Source organism: Allobosea sp. LjRoot90 (assembly GCF_964254315.1).
Classification (GTDB): Bacteria; Pseudomonadota; Alphaproteobacteria; order Rhizobiales; family Beijerinckiaceae; genus Allobosea.
Window position 1 is genome coordinate 219180 of the sequence record NZ_CAXUTF020000001.1, and the last position, 12264, is coordinate 231443.

13 protein-coding genes are annotated in these 12264 nt (G+C 62.8%); 9 read left to right on the top strand and 4 right to left on the bottom strand.

Annotated features, from left to right (window positions below):
• Positions 1-4: 4 nt before the first annotated feature.
• The gene (locus ACSQ3M_RS01025) at positions 5-1099 is read right to left on the bottom strand and encodes a LacI family DNA-binding transcriptional regulator (RefSeq protein ID WP_436148230.1); all 1095 of its coding nucleotides are present in this window, start codon (positions 1097-1099) and stop codon (positions 5-7) included.
• Between ACSQ3M_RS01025 and ACSQ3M_RS01030 the strand changes: the two genes are divergently transcribed.
• Together ACSQ3M_RS01030 and ACSQ3M_RS01035 are read left to right on the top strand one after the other, a co-directional pair.
• Entirely contained in the window at positions 1044-1772 is a 729-nt protein-coding gene (locus ACSQ3M_RS01030; RefSeq protein ID WP_436149267.1) for a 5'/3'-nucleotidase SurE, read from the top strand. The genes ACSQ3M_RS01025 and ACSQ3M_RS01030 overlap by 56 nt on opposite strands.
• A 75-nt stretch (positions 1773-1847) precedes the next feature.
• Positions 1848-2279, top strand: a complete 432-nt coding sequence (locus tag ACSQ3M_RS01035; RefSeq protein ID WP_436148231.1) for an NUDIX hydrolase — start codon at positions 1848-1850, stop codon at positions 2277-2279.
• Between the two features lie 73 nt (positions 2280-2352).
• On the opposite strand, the gene ACSQ3M_RS01040 is transcribed toward ACSQ3M_RS01035, so the two are convergent.
• Positions 2353-4029: an ABC transporter permease gene (locus tag ACSQ3M_RS01040; protein WP_436148232.1), complete on the bottom strand. Its 1677-nt coding sequence runs from the start codon at positions 4027-4029 to the stop codon at positions 2353-2355.
• Positions 4026-5069, bottom strand: a complete 1044-nt coding sequence (locus tag ACSQ3M_RS01045; protein ID WP_436148233.1) for an ABC transporter ATP-binding protein — start codon at positions 5067-5069, stop codon at positions 4026-4028. Before ACSQ3M_RS01045 ends, ACSQ3M_RS01040 begins: the two co-directional genes overlap by 4 nt.
• Positions 5070-5190: 121 nt before the next feature.
• Here ACSQ3M_RS01045 and ACSQ3M_RS01050 point away from each other — a divergent pair, with 121 nt between their 5' ends.
• The 3 genes from ACSQ3M_RS01050 (at position 5191) to ACSQ3M_RS01060 (ending at position 8065) form a co-directional block, all read left to right on the top strand.
• Positions 5191-6174: an extracellular solute-binding protein gene (locus tag ACSQ3M_RS01050; RefSeq protein WP_436148234.1), complete on the top strand. Its 984-nt coding sequence runs from the start codon at positions 5191-5193 to the stop codon at positions 6172-6174.
• A 29-nt stretch (positions 6175-6203) separates the two neighbouring features.
• Positions 6204-7214 carry a hypothetical protein gene (locus ACSQ3M_RS01055; RefSeq protein WP_436148235.1) on the top strand — a complete coding sequence of 337 codons (1011 nt, stop codon included), beginning with the start codon at positions 6204-6206 and terminating at the stop codon, positions 7212-7214.
• Positions 7215-7804: 590 nt separating this feature from the next.
• Positions 7805-8065 carry a hypothetical protein gene (locus ACSQ3M_RS01060; protein WP_436148236.1) on the top strand — a complete coding sequence of 87 codons (261 nt, stop codon included), beginning with the start codon at positions 7805-7807 and terminating at the stop codon, positions 8063-8065.
• 636 nt (positions 8066-8701) lie between these two features.
• On the opposite strand, the gene ACSQ3M_RS01065 is transcribed toward ACSQ3M_RS01060, so the two are convergent.
• Complete coding sequence (locus ACSQ3M_RS01065) at positions 8702-10081, bottom strand: lipopolysaccharide biosynthesis protein (protein ID WP_436148237.1); 1380 nt, start codon at positions 10079-10081, stop codon at positions 8702-8704.
• 301 nt (positions 10082-10382) lie between these two features.
• Between ACSQ3M_RS01065 and ACSQ3M_RS01070 the strand changes: the two genes are divergently transcribed.
• The 4 genes from ACSQ3M_RS01070 (at position 10383) to ACSQ3M_RS01085 (ending at position 11717) form a co-directional block, all read left to right on the top strand.
• A complete protein-coding gene (locus tag ACSQ3M_RS01070; RefSeq protein WP_436148238.1) occupies positions 10383-10649 on the top strand; it encodes a DUF1236 domain-containing protein in 267 nt (88 codons plus the stop codon).
• 53 nt (positions 10650-10702) lie between these two features.
• A complete protein-coding gene (locus ACSQ3M_RS01075; RefSeq protein WP_436148239.1) occupies positions 10703-10945 on the top strand; it encodes a DUF982 domain-containing protein in 243 nt (80 codons plus the stop codon).
• Between the two features lie 214 nt (positions 10946-11159).
• A complete protein-coding gene (locus tag ACSQ3M_RS01080; RefSeq protein ID WP_436149268.1) occupies positions 11160-11354 on the top strand; it encodes a hypothetical protein in 195 nt (64 codons plus the stop codon).
• A gap of 75 nt (positions 11355-11429) precedes the next feature.
• Positions 11430-11717: a hypothetical protein gene (locus ACSQ3M_RS01085; protein ID WP_436148240.1), complete on the top strand. Its 288-nt coding sequence runs from the start codon at positions 11430-11432 to the stop codon at positions 11715-11717.
• Positions 11718-12264: the final 547 nt, after the last annotated feature.

A 12264-nucleotide genomic window follows, 5' to 3' on the forward strand; every position in this document is an offset into this window, starting at 1 on the left:
TTCGTCAGTGCACCGCCTTGGGCGATGCGGCCGGTCTCTCCGGGTTCGCAAGCGGATCGGGATCGCGGCTGTTGCCGCGATCCGTTGCGGCGGTGAGGTCGCGCACGGAGTCGCGCACTTGCAGGCTGGTCTGCAGCACGATGGTTTGCGCCGGCATATCGTCGCCCGCCATGCGCGCCCGCAGGCGCTGCCAGGTCGCCGCGGCGAGCTCGACGATCGGCTGCCGGATCGCCGTCAGCCCGGTCTTGCGGGCGCTCATCCATGGGTAATCGTCGAAGCCGACCACGGAGACGGGCTCGGGGATATCGATCTTCAGGCGCGCCAGCGCCGACAAGGTGCTCAGCGTCGTGACATTGGTCAGTGCGATCACTGCGCTCGGCTGCGCATGTCGCTCGAGCCAGTTCCGGAAAAGCTCGGCACCACGCTCGGCGACCGATCCGAGCTCGACCACGGTCACCGCGCAACCGGCTGCCTCCCGGATCAGGTCGCTGGCCCCGCTGACGCGCTCGCGGATCGGCGAGATGGCGAGACTGGAGGCGGCAATGACGAAGTCGCGATGCCCCAGCGCCAGGAGGTGGCGCGCTGCGATCTCTCCGGCTTCGCGGTTGTCGATCGCGACCGTGTCGACGACCGAGCCTCCCGGGGGGACACGGTCGGCGAAGATGATCGGCAGCCGTCCGATTTCAGCGGCGAGGGCTTGCGGCACCTCATCGGAGCAGGGCACCACTATGAGGCCGGATGGACGCCAGGCGAGCAAGGTGCGCAGGCGCGATTGTTCAAGGCCGATATCGTCGCGGGAGCTCGCAACGACGATGTCGTAGCCGTCGGCCTCTGCCAGCACCTCCAGCCGTGAGACGAGCGAAGTGAAAAAGACGTCATCGAGATCAGGAACCAGGACGCCAACGACACGCGCCTGGCCGGAGCGCAATTGCGATGCCGCCCGATCCACCTGGTACGCCAGTTCCTTGGCTGCTTGCAGAACGCGTTCACGCAAATCGTCGTTCACCGGCTTGTTGCCGCTGAAGACATTCGAGACCGTCGCGATGGATACCCCTGCGCGGCCTGCGACATCCCGGATCGTTACGCGGCGGCTATCCATCGCCCGGCCCGTTAAACGTTTAACTGTAAAACGTTTAACAGAGGTCGAGTGGCTTCACAAGCGCCGTCGCGAAGCCCAGGTTCATGCGTTGGACGGAACGCCGGCCGATTGCGTCGTTGCGGCGATGACCGTGCTGTTCCGCGATGGCGGCAAGCCGGATCTCGTGCTCTCCGGCGTCAATGACGGCCGCAACGCCGCCGAGGACGCCGCCTATTCCGGCACGCTGTCGATCGCCCGCGAAGCGAGCTTTTGGGATATTCCCGCAATCGGCTTCTCCCGCTCCAAGGGCGGGACATCCGAGGAGCACGACGTCGCCGCGCTGGCAGGGCTGATCGACAATCTCTGGCAGCGCCGCACCGCCTGGAGCCGCGAGGGCGCCTATCTCAGCGTCAACCTGCCGAAGGAGCTACCGGCCAAAATCGGCCTCGCCACGATCGGCCGCGACAAGATCGCAAGCGCTGCCGATGTCCGCTCCGAGGACGGCGAGCGCATCGTCTGGCGCATCCGCCGCGGCCGTCCGCATACCAGCCGGCCAGGCGACGAGAACAGCCTCATCGATGCCGGCAGGATTGCGATCGTGCGCCATTGCTGGATCGACGGAGCGCCACTGGACGCCAACCTGGCCGCAGACCTCAACGCGGGACTTTTCCAAACCTCAGTCTCACCCGCGTGAGGCATTTAGGGATGCCTCTTGCATCGCTAGAATGCGATCGAGTATCATTAGTCTAGACTTTCTGGGTTCGATTCCATGAGTGCAGTTTTGCGTGCGGAGAAGGCACGCCTTCAGGTTGGAGCTTTGCCGCTGCGCTTCTCGGAAGATGGTTCGGCCGAAATCCTGCTCGTAACGACACGGACGACGAAGCGCTGGACCATTCCGAAGGGCTGGCCGATCAAGGGGCTGAAAGCTCACGAAGCTGCCGCGCGCGAAGCACAGGAGGAGGCGGGCGTCGTCGGGAAAGTACGGAAAAGGCCTGTAGGGAAGTATCTCTATTGGAAGCGTATGGCTGACGATGCGATCCTCTGCCGTGTGAAAGTCTTCCAGCTGACCGTAGAGAAGCGGCTCGAGGACTGGCCCGAACGTGACGAGCGCCGACAGCAATGGTTCAAGCTCGGTGACGCTGCCGACCTCGTTGGTGAGGCAGGCTTGGGTGCGCTCTTGCGATCGTTGAAGGTCAGCTAGCTATAAGGCAGGGGCACCTTAGGCAGCATTGAGCGCTTGTCGTCGGGCACCTCACCGATATTGCGTGCTGCGCCTACAGCAAGGCGCGCTCGTCGCGTCCCAACAGCCGGAAGGCCAGATAGATCGCGCCCCCGCTGAGCACGAGCAGGATCGTCGACAGCGAGGCGGCTGTGCCGTAGTCGCCATCGTTGATCGCGATGTAAATCTTGACTGGCATCGTTACGGTGCCGCCGACATAGAGCACGAGCGATGAAGAGAGCTCGTTGATCGCGGTCACGAAGGACAGCATCGCGCCCGCAATGATGCCTGGAGCGATCAGAGGAATTGTGACGCGCAGGAAGGCCTGGACCGGGCTGTAGCCCAGCGAGATCGCGGCCTCCTCCATGCTCGGCCCGACCTGACGCAGGGCGGCAGCCGAGGAGCGCACGGCATAGGGCAAGCGCCGGATGAAGACGGACAGAATGATGATTGCTGCCGTGCCGGTCATCACCAGCGGCGGCGTATTGAAGGCGGCGATGAAGGCGACACCGATGACGATGCCGGGCATGACATAGGGCACCATCAGCGTGGCATCGAGCAGCGAGGTCTGCACGGTGTTGCGTCGCGCCACCAGGCAACCGACCAAGGTGCCGACGATGACGATCAGCAGCACGGCCGCCCCGGAGAACACCAGCGAATTGCGCACGACATCGCCGAGCGTCGCAACGATGCGGCTGTAGCTTTCAAGGCCGAAGCCGGGCTGGAACACCGGCCCGTTCGTCTTCCGCACCGAATAGATCGCTGCGATGATCGCCGGCATCGCCCCGCCGAGCGCGATGAAGTAGACCGCCGCATGAGCCGCGACATTGGCGAAGCCGCGCAGCCTGACCTTCTCGGGCCGGTTGATCAGGTTGCTGTGGTAGACGTTCTGCCGCGACATGAAGCGCTGGATGAAGACGAACATCATCGACAGCAGGATCAACGCCAGGCTGAGCGTGGTCGCCATGCCGAGATTGGAGCCGATCTCGGCCGAATAAGCGGTATAGGCCTCGGTCGCGAGCACGTTGTAGCCGCGCCCGAGCAGGCGCGGCGTGCCGAAATCGGCAATCGCGTGGATCAGAGCGAGCAGTCCGCCGGCCGAAAGCGCCGGCAGCACCAGCGGAAACGACACCTTTATAACGCGCTGAAACGGTGTCAGACCGAGACTCTCGGCGGCCTCCTCGAGCGAACGATTGACGTTGGCGAGGGCGCCTGAGGTCAGCAGGTAGACGTAAGGGTAGAACTTGAAGGCGAAGACGATGAGGATTCCCCAGACGCCATAGATCGGCGGCATGAAGATACCCCAGGACATCAGCATCTGGCGCACGATGCCGCCCGAGCCGAACAGCACGATCCAGGAATAAGCCCCGATGAAAGGAGGCGAGACCAGCGCCAGAATCGCCAGCATCGAGACGAAGCGGCCACCCGCGATCTGGAGCCGCGCCATGCAGAAGGCCATCACGGAACCGAGCAGCAGCGCGCCGGCCAAGCCTCCGAAACCGACGACCAATGTGTTCACGAACGCATTGAAATAGCGCGTGCTGGTGAACAAGCGCTGCCAGTTGGCGAGACTGAGCTGGCCGCTCTCGTCACGGAAGCTGGAGACCAGCACGAGGCTGAGCGGCATCAGCAGCAGCAGGACCAGGACTGCCCAGCCGGCGAATGCGACAAGGGTCCAGAAGTCCAGCCTCCAGCCGCGGCGTTGACGTGGAGCGTAGGCAATTGCGCTCATGTCGCACGCGCGACCGTGACCCGGCGGCCTTCGGCGTCGAAACCGTGCAGGTCGCGCAGGTCTAGGGCAAGTCGGATCTCGCGTCCCGCCTCGATGGAGAGATCGGCCGGAGGCGCTGCGATCTGAGCGACCAGCCTGTGCCCTTGCGCGCTGAGGATCAGATGCGCTTCGCGGCCAAGATAAGTGAAATGCTCGACCGCCGCCGTCAGGGATACGGAGAACTCCGGCGGCGTGACCGCATCCGCCAGGCGCAGCCGCTCGGGACGTATCGCCCATTGCGCGATCCCGTCGCAAGACGGCAGGCCGAACGCGCGGGGCGGCAGCAGATTCATCGTACCGACGAAGCTGGCGACGAAGCGCGTCGCCGGCTGGCCATAGATCTGTTGCGGGGTTCCGATCTGCTCGACCTTGCCGCCGTCCATCACGCAGATTCGATCGGAGATGGCGAGCGCTTCCTCCTGATCATGCGTGACATAGATCGCGGCGATGCCGACCGTCCGCTGGATGTCGCGGATCTCGTCGCGCAGGTCGAGCCTGAGCTTGGCATCGAGATTGGAGAGCGGCTCGTCCATCAGCAGCAGGCGCGGCTTCACGACCATGGCGCGGGCAATGCCGATGCGCTGCTGCTGGCCACCGGACAGGGCTGCTGGCAAGCGGTCGGCCAGTGCGCCCAATCGGACGGTCGCGAGCGCCTCGGCGACGCGCTCGCGGATGGCGGAGGCTGGAACCTTGCGGGCCTTCAGGCCGAAGGCGACGTTCTCGGCGACCGTTAGATGCGGAAAGATCGCATAGTCCTGGAACACCATGCCGATGTCGCGCAGATGGGGCGGCACCGCCAGCAGATCGACACCATCGAGGTCGATCCGTCCCTCCGACAGCTGGGAGAAGCCGGCGATCGAGCGCAGAAGCGTGGTCTTGCCACATCCAGACGGGCCGAGCAGCGTGAAGAACTCGCCCTTCCCGACGGCGAAGGACACGCCGTTCAGCGCCGTCGTCGCCCCATAGCGCTTGATCGCGCCATCGACTTGCAGATACGCCATGCCGGCAGAGCTCCCCCGCTCCCTTCGCCTAGTTGCGCATGGCTGTGATTAGACGGCAAGATATCTGATCGATGCCGGCTCAGATCGGCATCTACCGGGCAGGGCAGGAGGGTGGATCGTCATGTCGAGCCGGATCTGGATGGGGCGTATTTTGTTTGCCGCGGCACTGCCCACCTTGGCAGGCGCAGCCGGCGCCGCGGACAACAAGGTCGTCGTCTACACCGCGCATAAATCCTCGATCGTGCAGAAGATGATTCCGCTCTTCGAAGCCGAGACCGGGATCAAGGCGGAGGTCGTGCAGCTTGGCTCCAATGACGTCGTCCGCCGGGCCCGGGCCGAGGCGGCGGCGGCGAAGGCTGACGTGATCTGGAGCGCAACCGGTTCGGTTCTGGGTGAAAATGGCGATCTGTTCGTGCCCTACGCTCCCAAGGACCAAGGCGCGATCGACGAACGCTTCGTCAGCAATCCGGCCTGGACGCCTTATACGGCGGTGATCTACGTGCTGATGGTCAACAGTCGGCAGGTCAAGGACGCCGATATCCCGAAGACCTGGGCCGAACTCTCAGATCCGAAGTGGAAGGGTAAGATCGCCTCGGCACGAGTCGATAATTCCGGCTCGGCCTTCCAGCAGATGACGACCGTGCTCACCGCCGGTGGCGACAAGGGCTGGGAGACTTACAGCAAGCTCGCCAAGAACTTTATCTTTTCTGACAGTTCGGGAGCTGTCCCGCGCTACGTCGCCGATGGCGAGGCTGCGCTTGGCCTGACGCTCGAGGACAATGCGCTCGAATATGTCGCCGGCGGCGCCCCGGTGAAGATCGCCTATGTCGAGGACGGTACGACGACCTCGCCCGACGGCGTGGCGATGGTGAAGGGCGCGCCCAATCCGGAACCGGCGAAGCGCTTCATCGACTGGGCGCTGTCGAAGACGACACAGGAGGCGCTGGTGAAGGAGGCGGGCCGCCGCTCGGTGCGTAAGGATGTCGCCGCGCCAAGCAATGTGAAGCCACTCTCCGAACTGACCCTGGTGAAGCTGAAATCGGTCGAGGAACTTGGTGGCACCAAGGTGATGATCGAGAAGTGGCGGCAGGTGACCGGCCAATGAAGGAAATGCCGGACGAGTGCTGACCGCCCATGCGTATCGAATGCTTCAGCCTCGGCAAGCGCTTCGCCAGCCCCGAAGAGAACGAGGACAGCGTCGTCATAATGCCGGGCCGCGGCTATGCGGTGATCGATGGTGTGACCGACCGTAGCGGACGCCGCTTTGGCGCAATGCGGGCCGGGCGTTTCGCCTCCGGTCTGGTGGCGGCGGAAGTCACCCGGTTTCTTCTGGCAGAGGACCTGAGCGTTCGTGGCGGGCAGGATCGCGTGCGCAGGCTCGTGCAGGCCTTGGGCGACACGCTGATCGCGGGCTATGCCGCTCATGACCTCTCGGAACGGGCGGCGAGCGATGTCGCTGCCCGGATCGGCTGCACGCTGGCGCTGGGCTATCATGACGGCCCGGCGCTGCAACTGGTGTCGATCGGCGATTCCGGCATTCGACTGGGCGGGGAAAGCCTGGGAACGATCCGCCATGTCGAGGCCAAGCCACTCGACCGGGTGACTGCGTTGATCAGGCGAGAGTGCTGGGCTCATCTCGGAAAGATGCGGGCCGATCCGCTGCCTCAGCGCGCCATCTCCGACGATGCCGTCTGGAAGGGGTTGCGCGAGCCGCCGGCCGGACTGGATGCGGAAGGCTGCGCCGCGGTCAGGGCGCATGTGCTGCACCTCTGCGACGAGGAGATACCGACGATCGCGCGGGCCGAGATAGAGCGGCTGATAGACAGCGGCATCAGCGGCCAGCGCGCCTTCGCCAATCACCCCAGCAGCGACCTCGGCTATGGCGTTCTCGACGGATTCCCCATCGCCGAGCGGCATGTCTTTACGGCCGATTATGCCGCGGCCGAGGTCGCGACGCTCGAGCTGTTCAGCGACGGGTATTTCGCCGAGCCCGAGGCCTTCGGCGTGGCGGCGTGGGAAGCCAGTTTCGCCGAGGTAGAGCGGCTCGACCCCGACAAGATCGGCCCCTATGCCAGCGTGAAGGGCTCGGGCCCCGACGGTTGGACCGACGACCGCACCTATCTCGGAATCGCATTCGATCGCTGAGTGATTTCGAGGTCACCCGGACCGTTGGCATGCGGCGCCAGGCTGAGCTGCACACCAAGCCTGCTTCCGGGCGGATCGCCAACGTCCGCAACTGGCGCCACCCTGACTCGCGGAAGTCGGCGTCTCGACGCATTACCATGCCGACTATGGCCTTCCGTATTGCGCGAAGAAACTCAAGGAGATCGATGTGATTGGCCACGTCTCCAACGAGCCGAGGCCGGTGCAGATGTGTGAAACTGTTGTGAAACGAACAATCACATGGCAATGGCAGGGCTTGTGCGGGACTAGCCGGTATTAGCTGGGATCAGGCGGAAAGCTGCGTTCGAACAAGGGGTTAGATGAGCATAGCTAAGCCAGATGGCGGTCGGCGCTTCCACTCCGAGCGAACAATCAAATGGCAATGACGGCGTCCAGCATATCGGTGGAAGGCCGCTTGGAAGCTGCAAACCCTCAAAAAACGGCTCCGAACTCGGAAATTTCAGCTCAGGGGTTGCCGAGCGCTTCCGAGTTCGATTTTCGCCAATCTTTGCAATGAGCTGCGCCGTCAATGGCCAGCTTGCGTCTACAGGCAAACTCGGAAGCGGATTCGCGTGGCTGATCCTAACCAGCGTCTATATTCGGCTGACCTGTGGACGTCCGCGAAAGTCGGTTCCCGACTGCCGATATCGCTCGATAGCTCGGCGCGCCAGATCGTCTTCGTCCTCTGCGAGGGGCACCAGGCTAGCTACGATATAGGCAAGCCGGGTTCGCTCGCGCTCGTCAAATTGATCGGCCAAGGTCGATCTGATTTCGCTCCAGGCGGCTTCGAGCGCGGCAACGGCGCGAGCAAGTTCAAGGGGACCCGCCAGTGATGAGAATGGCATCTCCTTCCTCCGAAAAAGTCACCACACCGAATGATTTAATGCCTTTAACGCAGTCGTCAATGTCAAATGATGTGGGCTCGCCGGGAGTGCCAATCTGGCCGATCGATATGTCCGCTTTCGACCCATAGCTGGCATTGCGCAGCGATCGACCAAGCCGGCTTGGTTACGAGTCGGGCTTTGATTTGGTACCGATGCCCTTTCCAGTCCGCTGCTGCTCGACCATCTCATAATGCTCGTCGAGCGGAGCATGGTGACCGCAGATTTACCTCGCGCACCCTTTACACCCAGATCGGTTCCCTCGGAGCTTTCATTGACATCTCTTCCAGCTTGGCGGGAGGCCGCCCAAGGAAGACCGCCACCTCACACTCATGACGCCACGCCTCCGATCCGATTGGGGTAAGCCGGTTCGAGAACTCAGAGCGCACAAGTTTTCGTCTGTTGAAAAAGGGGATGGCCATGGGATCTCCTACGACGATTAAACGCAGCCGGTCGGCATATGATCTGGTGTGGCCGGGCGGCTGCTCCTACTAGCGCCCATGCCTCTCGCCGGTGCAGCTAGCGACGGCGAGGAGCCGTTCTTCAGTACTTTCGGTTCTGCGCGAGCGAGGCTGGGCCTTTTTTTATTTAGAGTTGCCGCCTTTTAGGTGAGGACTTCTCGCCGCTCTCTGCGGAAGAAGCGCCGACCCACAATCCCGATATTCTTGCAATCATGACCCCAAGCACGGTCAGGACTGTCAGTTGCGACAGGAGAGTAACCGCGATCAATCCCGCGACGCCGAAGATCAAAGCCGCCGGATAGACAGCAACCAGGCTGAAGCAAGCCCCGGCCACCACTGCGAGAAAGATCGACCGGGTCTGCTCCAGAGTCCGAAACGCGCAAGCCAGAACGACAATCACCAATGCCGTTGGAAAGCCGAGCGAACTCCAGATGATCACCCAGCTGAATTCCAGGATCTCACCGCCATAAAGCAAATGCAGCAGCCAGGGTCCGAACAATCCGAGGCCAGACACCGCCGCAACGCTGATCAGGACGACAACGGCCAGCGCCCAGCCGAGCACATGCTGAAGAGCTGGCAGACCACTGTCTGCCAGTGCCTTCGCCGCCAACGGCGGCAGGATGTTCTCGAGCGCCTCACGCGCAACGTTCATCACCGAAAGCAGGCTCTGGGCTACTCGCAAAGCCCCGAGAATTCGCGGGCCGAACAGCCCGGCCGTCACGATCAGGGCGCTATAGGCCAATACCCATTGTACCGCCTCGGTGAGGACGAGCCAGCGGGCCGATTGCCACTGCTGGCGGGTGACGGCCGAAAAGATCTCCAGCTTCCAGCGAAATGGTCCCACCATCCCCAGACCGCACAAGGCGGAAGCCGCAGCCGCGGCCGCGAACACCCACAGTGCATTCCCGATGCCGATTAGGCCCTCGTGCCAGAGCGCTGTGAGGAGGCCCAGTCTGAGGCCGAAGTTGACGATGTCGAATAGCAAGATGCAACCCGGGCGCCGGCGGGCGAAGAGGCAGCGTCGCAAGAAATCTTGGGTCAGATAGCACCCCCCGGCGACCGCGGCCGGCAAAGCGATGTCGTGCAGCGGCCGCGACGAGTCTGTAACAAAGATCAGAGTGCTGAAGATTGCTGCGGCGGCGACGGCTCCGTAGATGAGTTGGTGGACTCCAACCACGGTGTAGTAGGCGTCGGCCTCCGCTCCGTCCTTCTGCTCCACAATGCTCATCATCGGGCTGACAATCAGGCCAAGCTGGAGGCTCATCGCAAAGTGCAGCGGCAGCCAGGCCATTGTGTAGAGACCGAAAACCTCAAGGCCGAGTGCGCGAGTTAGCAGGATCGTCGTAAGAAAATTGCAGATGCTCGACAGAGCCTGGTTGCCGACGGCAAGCGCGGGACCAATCGCAGCACGGTAATGCGCCGCGAAGCTCCGTCTTTTTCGCGCCGAGCCCAAGTTTTCCCAGCCCGCAGCGTGGCAGCGCCTGCATGTCCTGCTGAATGTGCCCATGCGCGTCGGCACATCTAGTCTGCTGTGACACAAGCAGACGGCCGGTTGGCTAATCCTCATCGTGGGATTTTACTGTTGTTCCCCCGACATTCGTGCTGCGCATCCGGGTTGCTTAGGGGGAGTTGCACTCGGACTAGCCCAACTACCTCCAATGTCCCGATTTTTCCTTCCCCGATCGCCGCCGGCTGTCACCGATGGTGGCGTTCGCTCAAGGCAATCCCTCCGGAGCCCAAGGTGGCGCGGCTGGCGGAGCGGCGGCCGGCGCTGTCGGTAGCGCAGTGGTCGGCGGACCGGTCGGGGCGTGGTCGGGGGCGTCGGTGGAGCCGTGGTTGGCGGCATCATCGGTGACAACACCCCCGCGCTTCAAACCTATGTCACCGAGCAGCGAGTTCCGTCCTACACCTACTCCGAGGACGTCCGCGTCGGTGCGGTACTTCCCCAGCAGGGGGTGACCTATCGCGAGGTGCCTGCTGAGTACGGTGTCAAAGGGTACCGCTACACGGTGGTCAACAACCGCACCGTCCTGGTCGAACCGGAAAGCCGTCGGATCATCCAGGTCATCGAATAAGCGGGCTACCGGGCCCCGCATCGTCAGATGCGGGGTTCGTTATGGAGGTTGCAATGAACCGTCACGGCTTCAGCCCAGCCATCTGCGTCGAACCCGAAAGACCGGGGCAATTGCATACGGTGAGATCGGTGGAGGAGGCAGCAGAGTTGCTGTTGGCTTGGCCGCCGCATGGAGCAGAGTGGCGACTGGCGCTGAAAGCTTGCGCCGAGGCCATCGAGGGGAAGAAATCGACCGGTGAAGCCCGGGATGCATTCATTATCGCCGCGAAGGCGGCCAACCGACTGGGTGCGGCCTGATCGCTCTACGTCGTCGCCGCTTTGACTCGGCTCTCAGTTGCCAGTGGCTTTGATCGTCCGCGGGGCATCGCTCATTTGTCTTCGTCGGTTCGCGTCGCCCGATAGGTCCAGTTCCTCTACAGACCTGACATCAGATGTCATGGCCTCCATTCATGGAGGGCTGTTGGCTTCGCTTGACGAAGCCGGGTATTCGCCGCGGGCGGAGATGGAAGCGATGGTTGCAGCCTATATCGACGAGTTCATCATGTTTTGCGTGGGCCTGTGGATGACAGCAGTGGGCCTTGGCTATCTGGTGCTGCCCGGCAATCCTGCCACCCAGCCCGCGTGGGTGAGCAAGCTCGCTGGGCACTTCAAGTGGATGGGCCCTTTGTTGCTTTTCATCGCCATCGTTCTAGCGGTCGCGTCCTAGTTTGTATGGAGACGAGCTACTGGCGCGGGAAAACCGGATGAGCGCTTGGTAGCTCGACCGCCCAGCGAGGAGAAGATGATCAAGTCGCTGCTGATCGGCTTCGCATTCGGCGTGCTAGCAATGTTCGTTTCGCTGTTCACTATGGGCGCGGGACATGGGACTAACGTTCCTGCCAGCGTGCTCCTCCCGTGGTGTATGCTGCTGGCCTATGCCGGATTCAATAACGCGGCGCTGCTCATCACTTCACTCGCCCAATTCCCCCTTTACGCATTCCTTCTTTGCCAGAACCGCATATTTGCGATCTTGATTGGCATTCTTCACATCGGCGCGGTCGTCGGTGCGCTAGTGCGTTCGGCAGCTTAGGGGACAACCGGCCCGTTCCGCTTGGGTTACGACGCGAAGCTGCGCCATGCCCCGTCCAAGGGGCTGCACGACAAGGCTGATGAGGCGAAGATCTATCGGCTGGGTTAGTTCCGCTTCCGACCCATCTCCGACCTTGGCAACGTCCGGTTCCGGGCTGCTCGCCTGGCGGTTGAAAGCGCGACATCCGTCCTGATCGCATGGCGAAGATTTCAGGCGCCCATTAGGAGCTCAACAGCGATCGGATCCGTCCGGGTCGCCAGGCGGGCACGTAGCCGCCACGTGACTTTTTGGGTTCCCAGCGTCGATGCACTTGACATAAACTGCCGCAACGTCATCAGCATACAGTCGCTACGACGATTCTGTGCTCCAATAATCTAAAACGATGAAGGCGTACGTCGGCCATGCGGCACCGCAAGACGATTGCCCCTTCGCGTCTGGCGCTGCTGCTCGGCGTCGGTGCCGCGGCTTTTGCCGTCGGGTCTCCGGCCCTCGCCCAGGACGCGACCTGGCTGGGCGTGACGGGCATCTTCGGCGACGCTTCGAACTG